General features: G+C 72.5%; 15 protein-coding genes. 8 read left to right on the forward strand and 7 right to left on the reverse strand.

All coding sequences use genetic code 11. The features are described 5' to 3' along the window. Position 1: 1 nt before the first annotated feature. The 3 genes from Srubr_RS36245 to Srubr_RS36255 are packed head-to-tail and all read right to left on the reverse strand — an operon-like array spanning position 2 to position 4484. Positions 2 to 943 (reverse strand): hydroxymethylglutaryl-CoA lyase, encoded by a 942-nt coding sequence (locus Srubr_RS36245; protein ID WP_189995685.1) that lies wholly within the window; start codon positions 941 to 943, stop codon positions 2 to 4. Next, a complete protein-coding gene (locus Srubr_RS36250; RefSeq protein WP_189995684.1) occupies positions 940 to 2856 on the reverse strand; it encodes an acetyl/propionyl/methylcrotonyl-CoA carboxylase subunit alpha in 1917 nt (638 codons plus the stop codon). Before Srubr_RS36250 ends, Srubr_RS36245 begins: the two co-directional genes overlap by 4 nt. A gap of 11 nt (positions 2857 to 2867) precedes the next feature. Beyond that, positions 2868 to 4484 (reverse strand): carboxyl transferase domain-containing protein, encoded by a 1617-nt coding sequence (locus Srubr_RS36255; RefSeq protein WP_189995683.1) that lies wholly within the window; start codon positions 4482 to 4484, stop codon positions 2868 to 2870. A gap of 95 nt (positions 4485 to 4579) precedes the next feature. Between Srubr_RS36255 and Srubr_RS36260 the strand changes: the two genes are divergently transcribed. The 4 genes from Srubr_RS36260 to Srubr_RS36275 all read left to right on the forward strand — a co-directional run bounded on the left by Srubr_RS36260 (position 4580) and on the right by Srubr_RS36275 (position 8387). Continuing rightward, a complete protein-coding gene (locus tag Srubr_RS36260) occupies positions 4580 to 5176 on the forward strand; it encodes an SACE_7040 family transcriptional regulator (protein ID WP_189995682.1) in 597 nt (198 codons plus the stop codon). Positions 5177 to 5739: 563 nt separating this feature from the next. Continuing rightward, positions 5740 to 6897, forward strand: a complete 1158-nt coding sequence (locus Srubr_RS36265) for an acyl-CoA dehydrogenase family protein (protein WP_189995681.1) — start codon at positions 5740 to 5742, stop codon at positions 6895 to 6897. 35 nt (positions 6898 to 6932) lie between these two features. Beyond that, on the forward strand, positions 6933 to 7808 hold the full coding sequence (locus Srubr_RS36270; protein WP_189995680.1) for an acyl-CoA thioesterase: 876 nt from the start codon (positions 6933 to 6935) through the stop codon (positions 7806 to 7808). A 207-nt stretch (positions 7809 to 8015) separates the two neighbouring features. Continuing rightward, a complete protein-coding gene (locus Srubr_RS36275; protein ID WP_189996031.1) occupies positions 8016 to 8387 on the forward strand; it encodes a hypothetical protein in 372 nt (123 codons plus the stop codon). Between the two features lie 79 nt (positions 8388 to 8466). Here Srubr_RS36275 and Srubr_RS36280 read toward each other — a convergent pair whose 3' ends face one another. Then, complete coding sequence (locus Srubr_RS36280; RefSeq protein WP_189995679.1) at positions 8467 to 9255, reverse strand: phosphatase; 789 nt, start codon at positions 9253 to 9255, stop codon at positions 8467 to 8469. 78 nt (positions 9256 to 9333) lie between these two features. Further along, entirely contained in the window at positions 9334 to 10848 is a 1515-nt protein-coding gene (locus Srubr_RS36285; RefSeq protein WP_189995678.1) for a PucR family transcriptional regulator, read from the reverse strand. A gap of 173 nt (positions 10849 to 11021) precedes the next feature. Between Srubr_RS36285 and Srubr_RS36290 the strand changes: the two genes are divergently transcribed. From Srubr_RS36290 to Srubr_RS36300, 3 genes are read left to right on the forward strand one after another with little or no spacing between them, the layout of a single operon-like run. Beyond that, the gene (locus tag Srubr_RS36290; protein ID WP_189995676.1) at positions 11022 to 12488 is read left to right on the forward strand and encodes a sodium:solute symporter family protein; all 1467 of its coding nucleotides are present in this window, start codon (positions 11022 to 11024) and stop codon (positions 12486 to 12488) included. A 56-nt stretch (positions 12489 to 12544) separates the two neighbouring features. Next, positions 12545 to 13525, forward strand: a complete 981-nt coding sequence (gene speB, locus Srubr_RS36295) for an agmatinase (protein ID WP_189995675.1) — start codon at positions 12545 to 12547, stop codon at positions 13523 to 13525. Continuing rightward, positions 13522 to 15207, forward strand: a complete 1686-nt coding sequence (locus Srubr_RS36300) for a thiamine pyrophosphate-binding protein (protein ID WP_189995673.1) — start codon at positions 13522 to 13524, stop codon at positions 15205 to 15207. The genes speB and Srubr_RS36300 overlap by 4 nt, the downstream gene beginning before the upstream one ends. Here Srubr_RS36300 and Srubr_RS36305 read toward each other — a convergent pair. Beyond that, positions 15195 to 15647: an ATP-binding protein gene (locus Srubr_RS36305; RefSeq protein WP_229926696.1), complete on the reverse strand. Its 453-nt coding sequence runs from the start codon at positions 15645 to 15647 to the stop codon at positions 15195 to 15197. The genes Srubr_RS36300 and Srubr_RS36305 overlap by 13 nt on opposite strands. Before the next feature lie 199 nt (positions 15648 to 15846). Between Srubr_RS36305 and Srubr_RS36310 the strand changes: the two genes are divergently transcribed. Beyond that, positions 15847 to 16605, forward strand: a complete 759-nt coding sequence (locus Srubr_RS36310) for a GntR family transcriptional regulator (RefSeq protein WP_189996013.1) — start codon at positions 15847 to 15849, stop codon at positions 16603 to 16605. Positions 16606 to 16656: 51 nt separating this feature from the next. On the opposite strand, the gene Srubr_RS36315 is transcribed toward Srubr_RS36310, so the two are convergent. After that, the gene (locus Srubr_RS36315) at positions 16657 to 17013 is read right to left on the reverse strand and encodes a peptidase inhibitor family I36 protein (RefSeq protein WP_189995671.1); all 357 of its coding nucleotides are present in this window, start codon (positions 17011 to 17013) and stop codon (positions 16657 to 16659) included. Positions 17014 to 17271: the final 258 nt, after the last annotated feature.

The following is a 17271-nucleotide window of genomic DNA, read 5'->3' on the forward strand; positions in this document are numbered from 1 at the left end:
ATCACTGGTCCTCGTGGGAGAGAGCGCGGACGGTACGGGACGGGCTGGGCCGGCCCAGCTGTTCGGCCATCCACACGCTGGTGGCGGTCAGACGGCCGAGGTCGACCCCCGTCTCGATGCCGAGCCCGTGCAGCATCCAGACGAGGTCCTCGGTGGCGAGATTGCCGGTGGCGGACTTGGCGTACGGGCAGCCGCCGAGCCCCCCGGCGGAGGCGTCCACGGTGGTGACGCCGTGCTGGAGGGCGGCCAGGGTGTTGGCGAGCGCCTGGCCGTAGGTGTCGTGGAAGTGCACGCCGATCGCGTCGGTCGGCACCCCCCGCTCGTTCAGCAGGCCGAGCAGCGCCCGGACCTGGCCCGGCGTGGCCACCCCGATGGTGTCGCCGAGGCTCAGCTCGTCGCAGCCCATGTCCCGCAGCGCCCCGCACACCCGCGCCACCTGGGCGAGCGGCACCGGGCCCTCCCACGGGTCGCCGAAGCACATGGAGACATAGCCGCGCACCCGTACGCCCGCGTCCTTCGCGTGCCGCACCACCGGCTCGAACACCGCGAGGGACTCCTCCAGCGTGCGGTTGAGGTTGGCTTTGGCGAAGGACTCGGTGGCGCTGGCGAACACGGCGACGTACCCGGCGCCGAGGGCGAGGGCCCGGTCCAGGCCGCGCTGGTTGGGCACCAGCACCGGAAGCGCCGCGTCCAGGTCCTTGACCTGGGGGAACAGTTCTTCCGCGTCGGCGAGTTGGGGCACCCACTTGGGGTGTACGAAGCTCGTCGCCTCGATCGTGGTCAGGCCCGCGCCGGCCAGCCGGCGGATGAACTCGGCCTTCACCGCCGTCGGTACGGCCGTCTTCTCGTTCTGCAGCCCGTCGCGCGCGCCCACCTCGTGGATCCGCACCCGCGCGGGCAGGCCCTCGGCGGGGACGGTCATAGGCAGTCCTGTGACGCTCATCCGGCCGCCTCCTCGTGCGGTGCGATGACGGCCAGCACCTGGTCCATGGCGACCGTGCTGCCCGGTGACACGTCCAGTCCGGCGACCGTGCCGGCGTGCGGAGCGGAGATGACGTGTTCCATCTTCATCGCCTCCACCACCAGCAGGCTCTGTCCGGCCGTCACCTCGTCGCCGACGGCCACCTTGACCACCGTGACCGTGCCCGGCATGGGCGCGGTGAGGGAGTCGGCGCCCGCGTGGGCCGCGCGGTTCAGGGACGCGGCGACCGGGTCGTGGTCGCGCACCTGCCAGGCGTCGCCGTCCCGGCCGAGCCAGTCGCCGGCGTGGCGGAAGGTGTGCCGGACGCCGTCCAGGGTGACGGTCACCCGGTCACCGGTGACGGTGTGAACGCCCCGGGGGGTGTGGACGACCGGTTCGCGCACCCGCAGGTGGAAGACGGGCGGCTTCGGGGTGCCGCCCAGCCGCCAGCCGTTCGGCACCGAGAACGGGTCGGTCCAGCCCTCCGCGCTCGGCTGCAGCGCCTGAAGCCGTACGGCCGCCGCCGCCTCGTACACCTCCTCGGGCACCTCGGCGGGGGCCAGGTCCTCCACCACCCGCTCCACCAGCCCGGTGTCCAGGTCGCCCGCGACCACCGCCGGGTGGGCCAGCAGCCGGCGCAGGAACCCGGCGTTGGTCTGCACGCCCAGCGTGACCGTCTCCGCCAGGGCCGCCCGGAGCCTGCGCAGCGCGGTCGCGCGGTCGGGGCCGTAGGCGATCACCTTGGACAGCATCGGGTCGTACAGGCTGCCCACCTCGGTGCCCTCGCTCAGCCCGGAGTCGGTGCGCACCCCGTCGCCCTCGGGCTCGTCCAGCAGCAGGACCGTGCCGCCGGAGGGCAGGAAGCCGCGCGCGGGGTCCTCGGCGCAGATCCGGGCCTCCACCGCGTGTCCGGTGAGCGTGATCTCCGACTGGGCGAAGGGCAGCCGTTCGCCGGCCGCGACCCGCAGCTGCCACTCCACCAGGTCCAGTCCGGTCACCAGTTCGGTGACCGGGTGCTCCACCTGGAGGCGGGTGTTCATCTCCATGAAGTAGTACTGCGACGGGTCGCCGCCCGGGACGATGAACTCCACCGTGCCCGCGCCCCGGTACCCGCACGAGCGGGCCGCCTGCACGGCCGCCTCGCCCATCGCGGCCCGGGTCTTGTCGTCGAGGAGCACGCTCGGCGCCTCCTCGACGACCTTCTGGTGGCGCCGCTGGAGGGAGCACTCGCGCTCACCGAGGTGCAGCACGTTGCCGTGGCCGTCGGCCAGCACCTGGATCTCGATGTGCCGGGGCCGGTCGATCCACCGCTCCACCAGCAGCGTGTCGTCGCCGAAGGAGGCGCGGGCCTCCCGGCGGGCGGCGGCGATCTCCTCCTCCAGCACGGTCAGGTCCCGCACCAGGCGCATGCCCTTGCCGCCGCCGCCGGCCGACGGCTTCAGCAGCACGGGCGCGCCCAGGGCGCGGGCCGCCCCGGCCAGCTCCGGGTCGCGGCCGCCCGGCACCACCGGCACCCCGGCCGCCTCGACCGTCTCCTTGGCCCGGATCTTGTCGCCCATCAGCGCGATCGCGTCCGCCGGCGGGCCGATGAAGACCAGCCCCGCCTCCTCGCAGGCCCGCGCGAAGGCCGCGTTCTCGGCGAGGAAGCCGTACCCGGGATGGACGGCCTGGGCGCCGGTGCGGGCGGCGGCCTCCAGCAGCCGCTCCACGGACAGATAGCTCTCGGCGGCCGGCGCCGGACCGATCCGCACCGCCGTGTCGGCCTCCCGTACGTGCCGCGCGTCGGCGTCGGCGTCGGAGAAGACCGCCACCGAGCGCACGCCCAGGGCGCGCAGCGTACGGATCACGCGTACGGCGATCTCGCCCCGGTTGGCCACCAGCACTGTGTCGAACACGGTTCCCCTCCTCACATCCGGAAGACGCCGAACTGGGGGTCTCCCAGAGGCGCGTTGGCGCAGGCCGTCAGGGCCAGACCGAGGACCTGACGGGTGTCAAGCGGGTCGATCACGCCGTCGTCCCAGAGCCGGGCGGTGGCGTAGTAGGCGTTGCCCTGGCGCTCGTACTGGGCGCGGATCGGCGCCTTGAACGCCTCTTCCTCCTCGGCGGGCCACTCCTCGCCGCGCCCCTCCAACTGGTCCCGCTTGACGGTGGCCAGCACGGACGCGGCCTGCTCGCCGCCCATCACGGAGATCTTGGCGTTCGGCCACATCCACAGGAAGCGGGGGGAGTAGGCCCGGCCGCACATCGAGTAGTTGCCCGCGCCGTAGGAGCCGCCGACCACGACCGTCAGCTTGGGCACGCGCGTGCAGGCCACCGCCGTGACCATCTTGGCGCCGTGCTTGGCGATGCCCCCCGCCTCGTAGTCCCTGCCGACCATGAAGCCGGAGATGTTCTGGAGGAACACCAGCGGGATGCCGCGCTGGTCGCACAGCTCGATGAAGTGGGCGCCCTTCTGGGCGGACTCGGAGAACAGGATGCCGTTGTTGGCGACGATGCCCACCGGGTGGCCGTGGATCCGCGCGAACCCGGTGACCAGGGTCTGCCCGAACTCCGCCTTGAACTCGGCGAACCGGGAGCCGTCGACCACGCGCGCGATGATCTCGCGGACGTCGTAGGGGATACGGGAGTCGACCGGGACGGCGCCGTAGAGCCCGTAGGGGTCCACCTTGGGCTCGACGGACGGCCGGACCTCCCAGGGCAGGGACCGCCGGGCGGGGAGCGTGGCCACGATGTCCCGGACGATCCTGAGCGCGTGCGCGTCGTCCTCGGCGAGGTGGTCGGTGACCCCGGAGACCCGGGAGTGCACCTCGCCGCCGCCCAGCTCCTCGGCGGTGACGACCTCGCCGGTGGCCGCCTTCACCAGGGGCGGCCCGCCCAGGAAGATCGTGCCCTGGTTCCGCACGATCACGGCCTCGTCGCTCATCGCCGGGACGTACGCCCCGCCCGCCGTGCAGGAGCCCATGACGGCCGCGATCTGCGGGATGCCCGCGCCGGACATGCGGGCCTGGTTGTAGAAGATCCGGCCGAAGTGGTCCCGGTCGGGGAAGACCTCGTCCTGCATCGGCAGGAAGGCCCCGCCGGAGTCGACCAGATAGACGCACGGCAGCCGGTTGTCCAGGGCCACCTCCTGGGCGCGCAGGTGTTTCTTCACCGTCATCGGGTAGTACGTGCCGCCCTTGACCGTGGCGTCGTTCGCCACGATCACGCACTCGCGGCCGCTGACCCGACCGATGCCGGCGATCACCCCGGCGGCCGGGGCCTGCCCGTCGTACATCCCGTCGGCCGCGAGCGGCGCCAGCTCCAGGAAGGGCGAGCCCGGGTCGAGCAGTGTGTCCACCCTGTCCCTCGGCAGCAGCTTGCCGCGCGCGGTGTGCCGCGCCCGCGCCTTGTCGCCGCCGCCGAGGGCCGCGGCGGCCAGCTTGCCGCGCAGCTCCTCCACGAGCTGGAGATGGGCCCTCTCGTTGGCCCGCCAGCCCTCCGACGCGGGATCGGCCGCGCTGTGAAGCTCCGGTGCCTCCTGCATCTGCGGTCCCCTCACCGGTGTCCGAACCTGTTAATGAGCGTTAACCATTCCCTCCAGGTTAACGACCGCTAACGTGGCTGTCTAGAATTGTCGGCATGGCCAGCAGAACCGACGCCCCCACCCGCCGCGAGCAGATCCTCAAGGAGGCCGCCCGGCTCTTCGCCGAACGCGGCTTCCACGGCGTCGGTGTCGACGAGATAGGCGCCGCGGTCGGCATCAGCGGCCCCGGCCTGTACCGGCACTTCCCGGGCAAGGACGCGATGCTCGCCGAGCTGCTGGTCGGCATCAGCGGACAGCTGCTCACCGGTGCCCGGCGCCGGCTCGCGGAGGCCGACGGGACCCCAGCGACCCGCGTGCTGGACTCCCTCATCGAGGGACACATCGACTTCGCCCTGGACGATCGCCCGCTGATCACCCTGCACGACCGCGAGCTGGACCGGCTGCGCGACAGCGACCGCAAGCTGGTGCGCCAGCTTCAGCGGCAGTACGTGGAGCTGTGGGTGCAGGTGGTCCGCGAGGCCTACCCGGCCCTGACCGAACCGGCCGCCCGCTCGGCCGTCCATTCCGTCTTCGGCCTGCTCAACTCCACCCCCCACCTCGGCCGCGCCGGCACGCTCCCCGGCCGGGGGACGACGGCGGACCTGCTGCACCGGATGGCGCGGGGGGCGTTCGAGGCGGCGGGAGGGGCGTAGCCGTACGGCTGTCTCCCGTGCGGGTCACCGACGGGGAGCCTTGCGCAACCCGACCGGATCGGCCCGAGTTGCCGCCGCGTGCCGTCTGCTGCCTGTCGCGTGCCGTCTGCCGTCTGCCGTCTGCTGCCTGTCGCGTGTCGCCTGCCCGTGCCTGGAGGGCCGCCGTCCGTCTGCCGTGCCTGTCGTCCAGGGGTGCCGTCCGTCTGCCGTGCCCCGCGTCCAGGGGCTGTCGCCCGTCCGCCGTGTCCCGCGTCCACGGCCGCCGCCTGCCCGCCGCCTGCCCGCCGCCTGGCCGTCCCTGTCCGTTGCCCCCGGCGACCCGGCCCGGGAAGCCACCGCCCGACCGTCATGGCCCGTGTGGGCCTCCGTGCCCCGCGTGCCGTCGGTGTGCGGCCGGGTGGCGCGCGTGCGTCGACGGGCCGTGCCCTCGGGCGCCGTCGTCGAACGCGTGACGAGTATTACGGCGAAACCCCCCTGGACGGGCTTCCGTACTCGCCGGTACGGTGAATGAGCAAGCGCTTAGACAGACCCGATGTCATGCCGAGGTACGTGGAGGTGGCGGCGTGCGCCGTACGGTGTTCAACGAGGATCACGAGGCGTTCCGGGAGACCGTCCGCGCCTTCATCGAGGCCGAGGTCGTCCCGGTCTACGACGAGTGGTTCGCCGCCGGCCAGGCGCCGCGCGACTTCTACTACAAGCTCGGCGAGCTCGGCATCTTCGGCATCAGCGTGCCCGAGGAGTTCGGCGGCGCCGGCCTGGACACCCACAAGTTCGAGGCCGTCCTCTACGAGGAGACCGCGCGCGCGGGCGTGCAGTTCGGCGGCTCCGGCGTGCACGTGCTGCTCGCCCTGCCCTACATCAAGATGCTCGCCACCGAGGAGCAGAAGAAGCGCTACCTGCCGAAGTTCGTCACCGGCGAGGAGATGTGGGCCATCGCGATGACGGAGCCGGGCACCGGCTCCGACCTCGCGGGCATGAAGACCACCGCCAAGCTGAGCGAGGACGGCACGCACTACGTCCTCAACGGCGCCAAGACCTTCATCACCGGCGGCGTCCACGCCGACAAGGTGATCGTCTGCGCCCGCACCTCCGCGCCCACCGCCGAGGACCGCCGCCACGGCATCTCCCTGTTCGCCGTGGACACCAAGTCCGAGGGCTACTCCATCGGCCGCAAGCTGGACAAGCTGGGCCTGCGCACCTCCGACACCGCCGAGCTGGCCTTCGTGGACGTCAAGGTGCCCGCCGAGGACCTGCTCGGCGAGGAGAACAAGGGCTTCTACTACCTCGGCCACAACCTGGCCTCCGAGCGCTGGGGCATCGCCTTCGGCGCCTACGCCCAGGCCAAGGCCGCCGTCCGGTTCGCCAAGCAGTACGTGCAGGAGCGCACCGTCTTCGGCAAGCCGGTCGCGCACTTCCAGAACACCAAGTTCGAGCTGGCCGCCTGCCAGGCCGAGGTGGACGCCGCCGAGGCCGTCGCCGACCGCGCGCTGGAGGCGCTGGACGCCGGCGAGCTGACCCCCGCCGAGGCCGCCTCCGCCAAGCTGTTCTGCACCGAGGTCGCGCACCGCGTCATCGACCGCTGCCTCCAGCTGCACGGTGGCTACGGCTACATGAACGAGTACCCGATCGCCCGCCTGTACGCGGACAACCGCGTCAACCGCATCTACGGCGGCACCAGCGAGATCATGAAGACGATCATCGCCAAGGACATGGGTCTCTAAGGACGCCGAGATCCCGGGCGGTATACCTGCACGCCATGAGCCAGGCACTCCAGGACCTCCTCGATCTGCTCGACCTGGAGCGGATCGAGGAGGACATCTTCCGCGGCCGGTCCCGCTCCGCCGTCGTCCCGCGCGTCTTCGGCGGGCAGGTCGCGGCGCAGGCGCTGGTCGCGGCCGGGCGCACGGTCCCCGCCGACCGGCCCGTCCACTCCCTGCACGCGTACTTCCTGCGCCCCGGCGACCCGGGCGCGCCGATCGTCTACACCGTGGACCGCATCCGCGACGGCCGGTCCTTCACCACCCGCCGGGTGGTCGCCGTCCAGCACGGCAGGCCGGTCTTCCACCTCTCGGCGTCCTTCCAGACGTACGAGGACGGCCTGGAGCACCAGGCGCCGATGCCCGCCGCGCCCGACCCGGCCACCCTGCCCACCTCCCCGGAGCGGCTGGGCGGCTACGGCCACCTCGCGCCCGAGGTCGTCGAGCGGTTCCTCAAGGCCCGCGAGGCGGTCGACCTCAGATACGTGGACGAGCCGCCGTACGGGCGCTACGGCGAGCCGCGCGAGCCGCACTCCCAGGTGTGGTTCCGCGTCAACGGCAAGCTCGACGGCGACGACCCGTTGGGGCACGCCGTCCTCGCCGCCTACGTCTCCGACATGACCCTGCTGGACCCCGTGCTGCTCGCCCACGGGCGCGGCGGCTGGGCCGTCGGGGACGTCGTCGGGGCGTCCCTGGACCACGCGATGTGGTTCCACCGGCCCTTCCGGGTGGACGAATGGCTGCTGTACGACCAGGAGTCGCCGTCCGCGTCCGGTGGCCGCGGCCTCGGTCAGGCCCGCATATACACGCAGGACGGACGGCTCGCCATCACCGTGATCCAGGAGGGCGTGGTCCGCGTTCCGAGACAGCTGTGACAGATGCGCTTTTCGGGGTGACTTGTGGCGTATGTCCGATTAGGCTCTCTGGGTGAAGGGCCGCAGCGAACGACGTGTTCGTTCATTCTCCGCTGCGGTGACACCTGAAGACCGCGCCGCATCTTTCTCATCAGCCGCGGCGACGGCCATCCACCTCGCGCTTCCGTCAGGGAGTCGCGAGAGACGATGGAGATGGAAGGTATTCCCATGCGATCACAGCGCACGAGGCGTCTTGTCGCGTTGTCCGCCTCCGGTCTGCTGCTGGCCGGCGGAGCCGCGTTCGGCACGGCCGCGACGGCCTCCGCCTCGGACTACGGCAGCGACAGTTCCTACAGCCGTTACGACGACGACCACGGCGGCGGCTGGTGGGACGACGATGACGGCTACGGCCGCGGTGACCACGGTGGCTACGGTGGTGACCACGACGGCTACGGCGGTGGCGACCACGGCGGCTACGGCGGTGGTGACCACGGTGGCGGTGGCGGCCACGGCGACGGTGGCGGCGGTCACGGCGGCGGTGGCGGTGGCCACGGCGGTGGCGGCGGTCACGGCGGCGGCGGTGGCGGTGGTGGCCACTGATCCGACCTGACAACCGAACACGGTGTGCGGCCCCCTCGGCGGGGCCGCACGTCGTGTCCGCACCCGGAGTGACGAGCCGTCAGGCCAGCCCCGCCGCGGCCAGCAGATACGCCGTCATCGGGTCGTAGTGACGGGGGCTGACCACATGGTCGTCCAGCGGGACCACCACCTGCACGGTGCCCTCCGCCTCGGCGAGGAAGAGCGCCGGGTCGTTGCAGTCGGCGTACCCGACGGAGTCCACGCCGTGCTGCCCGGCGTATCCCGCCCAGCCGTGGTCGGCCACGACCAGGTCGGGCAGCGGACGCCCGGCGCGCTCCAGTCCGGTCAGGACGGCCCGCATCGGCTCCCCGGAGTGGGTGTGCCACAGCGTCGCCCCGTGTTCCAGCACCGCCACGTCCGCGAACTGCATGACGTACCCCTCCTCCGTGCTCAGCCCGTCCGGGATGACCACGATCTCGCAGCCGGCGGCGCGCAGCGCGGCGGCCGTGGCCCGGTGCACGTCCAGCAGCCCGCCCGGGTGCCCGGTGGCGAACAGCACCCGCTGGCGTCCCTCGGCCGCCTTGCGCAGCCGCGCCGCCATCCGGTCCAGCGCGTCCACGGTCAGCTCGGGGTCGATGGTGTCCTGCCCGAACCGGTACTCCGGGTCGTCGTTGACACCCACCCGCTCGGCCATCACCGCGAGCACGTCCTGCTCGTCCGTCCAGCGGTCGCCCAGTTCCAGGCCGAGCCAGAAGTTACGGACACCGTTGGCGAGCTGACGGTAGTGGGAGAGGTTGTTCTCGCGGGGCGTGGCGACGTCCCCCGCGATGCGGGTGCGCACCAGATGGTCGACGAGCTGGGCGCGGCTGGGTGTCCCGGATATCGGCATGGCTCCCATTGTGGGGCAGCGCGCGGCGCCGGTACCGGGGATATCGCCCGCTGGGACGGGGGTCACGCCCCGGTGCGGTCAGCCCCGGCGCAGCGCGAACCACAGCTCCATGCGCACGTCCGGGTCGTCCAGGTCGGTGTCCAGCAGGGCGGCGCAGCGGGCGACGCGCTGCCGCACGGTGTTGCGGTGCACGCCCAGCGCCACCGCCGTACGGTCCCAACTGCCGTGCAGCGACAGCCAGGCACGCAGGGTCTCGGCGAGCGCGGGCTGCCCGGCGAGGGGGGCGAGCAGGGTGCGGGCGTGCGTCTCGGCGTCCGCCGCCGGCACCAGGTCCGCGAGCGCCGGCCGGGCGGCGTGCCGCAGCAGCGGGGCGCGGGTGGCGCGGGCGCGGGCCAGGGCGCGGGCGGCCTGGGTGTCGGCGGCCGGCCACTCGCGGGGCTCGGCCGGGGCGCTCACCCCGAGGGTCCAGCCGGGCTGCGGCTGCGGTACCCGGTCGGCGGGCACCAGCACCCGTACGACCTCGCCGGCGAGGTCGACCAGCGGCGAGCCCAGGGCGGCGCCGAGCGCGGAGGCGGCGACCGGGTCCGGGGCCTGGGCCTCCGGCCGGGCGTGCACGACGAGCCGGCGGCCGGTGCCGAGCAGCGGGGCCACCTCCTCGGGCGGGGCGCCGAGCAGCAGCCGCACCAGCGCGGAGGAGCGGGCCGCGCCGGCCCCGCTGTGGTGCTCCCCGGTCAGCAGCGCCAGCAGCACGGCGGCGACCGACGCGATGGTGTGGTCCCCGGCCTCCCGCCGCCGGCTGGCCACCCCGAGCACGAACCCCTCCCCGGCCCCGAGCGCGTAGACGGCGAGGTGCACACCGCCGTGGGTGTCGGTGGCGGAGGCGGGACGGGAGGGGGTTTTCGCCGGGTGGGGGGCCGGCCTGACCACGTCGGCGAGCCCGGCCAGGGCCGCCCCCGCGCCCCCCTCCGCCGGCACGTGCCCCGCCCCCGCGATCTCCGTGCCGTCCGGGCCGTAGAGGACCGCGCGGCCGGACAGGCGCTGGGAGAGCTGGCGCAGGACCGAGGGGACGGGGTCGGGGCGGGCGGCGGCCGCCGCGAGGCTCTGCTGGGCCTCGGTGACGCGGCGCAGCTCGGCCAGCCGGGCCTGGGCCATCAGCTGCCAGACCGCGCGGGCCACGGCCGAGAACGCGGTGTGCGGCGGCACCTCCAGCAGCGGCAGGCCCCGCTGCTCGCAGGCGGCGACCAGGGCGGGCGGGACCGTGTCGTGCACGGGGGCCACCCCGAAGCCGAGTGCCGCGGCGCCCCCGGCCACGATCCGGGAGACGTAGCCGGCGAAGTAGCCCCCCGGTTCCGCCCCCTCCGGGATGTGCACCCCGGCCGTGAGCAGCAGCTCGCCGCCCAGCAGGTAGGGGGAGGGGTCGGTCATCTCCGAGGTGTGCGCGCCGTGGACCACGGTCCCGGGGTCCGCGGGCCCGGCGATCTGCCGCAGGGCGAGGTCCTCCCGGGCCAGCAGCGCCTGGAGCGGCACCGGCGGGGTCGGCGGCACGGCCGGGGCTGGGCCGATGGTCTCCGGCATGGTGTGCGTACCTTCCATCCCGCCCCGTTCCTCTGTATGAAACGTACACTTCGCAGTCGCTTTCCGGCCACCTACTGTCAAGTGAGCACGGCAGCCGCGGGTACGGGCGGATGTCCCCGCGAGCCGCTGCCGACAGAACCGCAGGATCTGCACGACACGCCACCGGACAGTGCGCGAAGGAGGGCCGCCCCATGGCCGTCGACTACACAGTGATCGTCGTCTATCTCGTCGGCATGCTGGCGATGGGCTGGTGGGGCATGCGCCGCGCCAAGTCCAAGAGCGAGTTCCTGGTGGCGGGCCGCCGCCTGGGCCCGGTCATGTACTCCGGCACCATGGCGGCGATCGTGCTCGGCGGCGCGTCCACCATCGGCGGCGTGGGGCTGGGCTACCAGTACGGCCTGTCCGGCGCCTGGATGGTCTTCACCATCGGCCTGGGGATCCTCGCCCTGTCCGTGTTCTTCTCCGCGCGCATCGCCCGCCTGAAGGTCTACACCGTCTCCGAGATGCTGGACCTGCGCTACGGCGGCCGGGCGGGCGTGATCTCCGGCGTGGTCATGTGGGCGTACACCCTCATGCTCGCGGTGACCTCCACCATCGCCTACGCCACCATCTTCGACGTGCTGTTCGACGTGAACCGCACGGTCGCGATCGTCCTCGGCGGCGCGATCGTCGTGGCGTACTCCACCCTCGGCGGGATGTGGTCCATCACCCTGACCGACATGGTGCAGTTCGTCGTCAAGACGATCGGCGTCCTGCTCCTGCTGCTGCCCGTCGCGGTGGTCAAGGCGGGCGGCTTCGCCGAGATGAAGGCCGAGCTGCCGACCTCCTACTTCGACCCGCTGGGCATCGGCGGCGAGACCATCTTCACCTACGTGCTGATCTACACGTTCGGCATGCTGATCGGCCAGGACATCTGGCAGCGCGTGTTCACCGCCCGCAGCGACCGCACCGCCCGCTGGGGCGGCACGGTGGCCGGAACCTACTGTCTGGCCTACGCCGTCGCCGGCGCGGTGATCGGCACCGCCGCCAAGGTGCTCTACCCGAACCTGGGCAGCCCCGACGACGCCTTCGCCACCATCGTCAAGGACGAACTCCCCGTCGGCGTGCGCGGCCTGGTGCTGGCCGCCGCCCTGGCCGCCGTGATGTCGACCTCCTCCGGCGCCCTGATCGCCTGTGCCACGGTCGCCAACAACGACATCTGGTCCCGGCTGCGCGGCCTCGCCAAGCGCTCCGCGGAGCACGAGGAGCGCGACGAGGTCGCCGGCAACCGCGCCTTCATCCTCGTCATGGGCCTCGCCGTGATCGGCACCTCGATCGCGCTGAACGACGTGGTCGAGGCGCTGACCGTGGCCTACAACCTGCTCGTCGGCGGCCTGCTGGTGCCCATCCTCGGCGGCCTGCTGTGGAAGCGCGGCACGGCGCAGGGCGCGCTGGCCGCCGTCGCCGTCGGCGGCCTGGCCGTCATCGGCCTGATGGCCGGCTACGGCATCCTCGCCAACGAACCCGTCTACTACGGCCTGCTGGCCTCCCTCGTGGCCTATGTCGCCGTCTCCCTGGCCACCCGGCCCACCGACGAGGCCGTCCTCGCCGCCTGGCGCGAACGCCTCGCCGGGCGGTCTTCCGAACTCCCGTCCGAAACGGTCCCGGCTCACCAGTAGAGTCAACAGGAAAGCAGTACATGCGCGACGAAGCGCAAGGAAGAAGGCATTTCACGATGAGCAGCAACGAGACGCCCCGCGGCCCCGTCGACTCCTCCCGCATCCCGCGGTACGCCGGCCCCGCGACCTTCGCCCGGCTGCCCCGCCTGGACGAGGTCGGCACCGCCGATGTCGCCGTGGTGGGCGTGCCGTTCGACTCCGGCGTCTCGTACCGGCCCGGCGCCCGCTTCGGCGGCAACGCCATCCGCGAGGCGTCCCGGCTGCTGCGCCCGTACAACCCGGCGCAGGACGCCTCCCCGTTCGCCCTGGCGCAGGTCGCCGACGGCGGTGACATCGCGGTGAACCCGTTCAACATCAACGAGGCCGTGGAGACCGTCGAGGCCGCCGCCGACGACCTGCTCGGCACCGGCGCCCGCCTGATGACCCTCGGCGGTGACCACACCATCGCGCTGCCGCTGCTGCGCTCGGTGGCGAAGAAGCACGGCCCGGTGGCCCTGCTGCACTTCGACGCCCACCTGGACACCTGGGACACCTACTTCGGCGCCGAGTACACCCACGGCACCCCGTTCCGGCGCGCGGTGGAGGAGGGCATCCTCGACACCTCGGCCCTCTCCCACGTCGGCACCCGCGGCCCGCTGTACGGCAAGCAGGACCTCACCGACGACGAGAAGATGGGCTTCGGCATCGTCACCTCGGCGGACGTCTACCGCCGGGGCGCCGACGAGATCGCCGACCAGCTGCGCCAGCGCATCGGCGACCGCCCGCTGTACATCTCCATCGACATCGACTGCCTGGACCCGGCGCACGCGCCCGGCACCGGCACCCCCGAGGCGGGCGGCATGACCTCCCGCGAGCTGCTGGAGATCCTGCGCGGCCTGGCGTCGTGCAACCTGGTCTCGGCGGACGTGGTCGAGGTGGCCCCGGCGTACGACCACGCCGAGATCACCTCGGTCGCGGCCTCGCACACCGCCTACGAACTGACCACCATCATGAGCCGCCAGATCGCCGCGGCCCGGAAGGACGCTGAAGCGAAGTGACCCACGACCACGACCTGGTACTCCGCCCGTCGCCGGCGCAGATCACCGCCGCCCTGAACCCGCCCCCGGGGCGCACCGGCGGAGACCTGGTCGTGGAGACGCTGGCCGGGCTCGGCGCGACGACCGTGTTCGGTCTGCCCGGCCAGCACGCCCTCGGCATGTTCGACGCCCTGCGCCGCTCCTCGCTGCGCTATGTCGGCCTGCGGGTGGAGAACAACGCGGGCTTCGCGGCCGACGCGTACGGCAGGGTCACGGGCGAGGCGGCCCCGCTGTTCCTGTCGACGGGTCCGGGGGCGCTGACGTCGCTGGCCGCGCTCCAGGAGGCCGCGGCGGCGAGCGCGCCGGTGCTGGCGATCAGCAGCCAGATCCCGGTCGCGGGGCTGGGCGGGGGTCGCAAGGGCTACCTCCACGAACTCCCCGACCAGTCGGCCTCGTTCCGGGGCGTGGTGAAGTCGGTTCACACGGTCCGCAGCCAGTCGCAGATCCCGTCGGCGATCGCGGCGGCCTGGAAGTCGGCGCTGACGGCCCCGCACGGCCCGGTGTGGGTGGAGATCCCGCAGGACGTCCTGCTGGCTCCGGCCGCGCTGCCGGTGGTGACGGCGCCGGACGCCACCCCGGACGACCTGCCCCCGCGCCCCGAACTGACCGCGCTGGCCGCCCACTTGCTGTCCCACGCCGACCGCCCGGCGATCATCGCGGGCGGCGGGGTCGTACGGTCGGACGCCTCGGGGAAGCTGCGGCTGCTGGCGGAGAAGCTGAACGCGCCGGTGGTGACGACGTTCGGCGGCAAGGGCGCGTTCCCCTGGCACCACCCGCTCTCCCTCCAGTCCTGGCTGGAGGACCGCCACACCACGGACTTCCTGGAGGACGCGGACGTCCTGCTGGTGATCGGCTCGGGCCTCGGCGAACTCTCCTCCAACTACCACACGTTCAGGCCCCGCGGCCGGGTGATCCAGATCGAGGCCGACCTCGGCAAACTGGAGTCCAACCACCCGGCCCTGGGCATCCACGCGGACGCCCGCCTGGCCCTCCAGGCCCTGCTGGAGACGGTGGAGGACCGCCCGGACGAGACGGCGCGGGAGCGGGTACGCGACCTGCTGGCAAAGGTGGCGTCCCGCATCGGCGGGCAGCACCTGACCCTGGAGCAGAACGTGCTGTCGGCTGTCCGCCGGGCCCTCCCCGCCGACTCCCCGTCCTTCTGGGACATGACGATCCTGGCGTACTGGGCCTGGTCGGCGTTCGACGCGCAGGGCCCGAACCTCATGCACTCCGCCCAGGGCGCGGGCGGCCTCGGCTACGGCTTCCCGGCGGCCCTCGGCGCGGCGGCGGCCGACCCGACCCGCCCCGTCCTGGCGGTCTCCGGCGACGGCGGAGCCCTGTACTCCATCGCCGAACTGGCCACGGCCAAGCAGTACGACCTCCCCGTCACCTGGCTGATCATCGACGACGGCGGCTACGGCATCCTCCGCGAATACATGACGGACGCCTTCGGCAAGCCCACGGCCACGGAACTCCACCGCCCGGACTACGTGGCCCTGGCGGAGTCCTTCGGCGTGACGGGTGTGCGCACGACCCCGGAAACCCTCCAGGAGGACCTGACGAGGGCCCTGAAGACCCCGGGCCCGTCGGTGGTGGTACTCCCGGCGGTCCTGCGGATGTTCGCGCCTACTCACCTGGGCTGAGTGCTGGACGGCAGCAACAGCTCGGCCCAGACCGCCTTCCCGATGCCGTGCCGCCGGGGACAGCAGCCCCAACGCACCGACAGGGCCCTGATGATGGCGAGACCGCGGCCCTGTTCGTCGTCGGTCGCCACCGTCTTCGGCACCGGTCGGGCTTGGTTGGCGTCGGCCACCTCTACCCTCAGTCGGCTGTCGTACCGGGCGATGCGGACGCCGATCTCCCGGCCGGCCGGTCTCCGGGCGTGCCGGATGGCGTTGCTCATCAGTTCCGCGAGCAACAGCTCGGCGTTGTCGGCGACTTCGCCGTCGATCTTCCATTCGGTGAGTTGTGCGCGGAGTAAAGCACGGGCACGTCCGGCACTGCGCGGGCCATGGGGCAGGCGCCATTGGGCTTCCGTCATACCGGTGCATCCGGACGGTTGTTGGGTGCCGTTGTCTGGCATGGGGCCTCCGAGGTGATCAGGCCACAGGCGAGGATGGGATACATCTCTAGAGATGTGAGAAGTAAAACCTCGACGGGGGTACGGCGCAATACGTCTCTAGAGAAGTGGCGCCGGATGGCCGAATGTGGACGCTGCCTGACTGGGGCTGGGAGTCCTCTGATGCCTAGGATGTCTAGAGATGATCGGAGGAGAGGTCTGGATGAGCGGCCGGGAGACAGGGCGGCAGCCCAAGTACCAGCGGATCGCGGCGGAGCTTCGCGCGGCGGTCGAGGCCGGCCGGTACGGACCGGGGGACCGGTTGCCCGGTGAGAACGACCTGATGGCGGAACACGGCGTCGCGCGGATGACGGCACGGCAGGCGCTGGGCGTGCTTCAGGCGGAGGGCATCGCGGAAGCCCGCAAGGGTGCCGGGGTGTTCGTCCGGGACTTCCGGCCCATCCGCCGCCGGGGCATCGAGCGGCTCGCGCGAGCGCGGTGGGCCGAGGGGCGTTCCATCTGGTCCACCGACATCGGGGACCGGGAACTGGTCGTCGACTCCGTCGAGGTGACCGAGGAATCGGCGCCCGCCGCCGTCGCGGCGGTGCTGGGGCTCGGCGAGGACACGAACGTCTGTGCCCGGCGGCGGCGCTTCGTGCTCGATGGCAAGCCGGTGCTGCTGTCCACGTCCTATCTGCCGGCCGGGCTCGTCGCGGGTACGGCGATCACCCGGCCGGAGACCGGGCCCGGTGGCACGTACGCGCGGCTCGCGGAGCTGGGGCACGGGCCCGTGCGGTTCCGGGAGGAGGTCCGGTCCCGGATGCCGGGTGTGGAGGAGGCCGAGCGGCTGGCGCTGTCGGCGGGTGTGCCGGTCGTGCTGATCGCGCGCACCGCCTTCGACGCCGAAGGGCGTGCCGTCGAGGTCAACGAGATGGTGCTGGACTCCTCGGCCTACGTCCTGGAGTACGACTTCGAGGCCTGAGGGAGTCCAACTGCTCCCTCAGGCCTCGGAAGTCGTCGCCGGGCGGGCGGGTCAGCAGCCCCCCGGTCCCACCCCGTCGATGCGGCCGCCGAAGTCGCTCAGGTAGCGGGAGCGCCAGTCGCCGTTGAAGACGTTGCGCTTCTCCACCGGTTGCCAGTTGATGAAACACGCGCGGGTGGAGGAGACGAACGAGCCCACGTGGTCGTGGAGGAACGACGGCATGTCGCGGTAGCCGCTGCGGGACGTCCACTCCCAGGAGGAGCCGCGGAAGTTCTCGCTGCTCCAGAAGCAGACGGAGCCGTCGGGGCAGGAGGGCTGGGCTGCCTTGGCGGTCGCGGTCTGGGTGGGCAGGAGTACGGCGGTCAGGGCGAGGGCGGCGGCCAGCGTCCAGGAACGGAGCTGCTTCATGTGGCTCTCCAGAGACAGGAGTCGAGGTGTCCGGCAGGGCGGTGCGCCGGGCATCGTCATGGTGAGGGCAGGCTGACCTGACACGCCCGGCGGTCACGTCCCCTTCCCCGATGTGAGGGAAGAAGTGGGACTAGTAGGACAGATTGGCGAGTGACCCCATTCAGCCGAACGTACGTGCAACCGTCGACCGTTCTGGCGAGTCCACTTAGGCGGCGCACGAGTGCGCCCAAGGGCGTTCAGGGGGACGCCCGGACCTCC

This window comes from Streptomyces rubradiris (genome assembly GCF_016860525.1).
Lineage (GTDB): Bacteria > Actinomycetota > Actinomycetes > Streptomycetales > Streptomycetaceae > Streptomyces > Streptomyces rubradiris.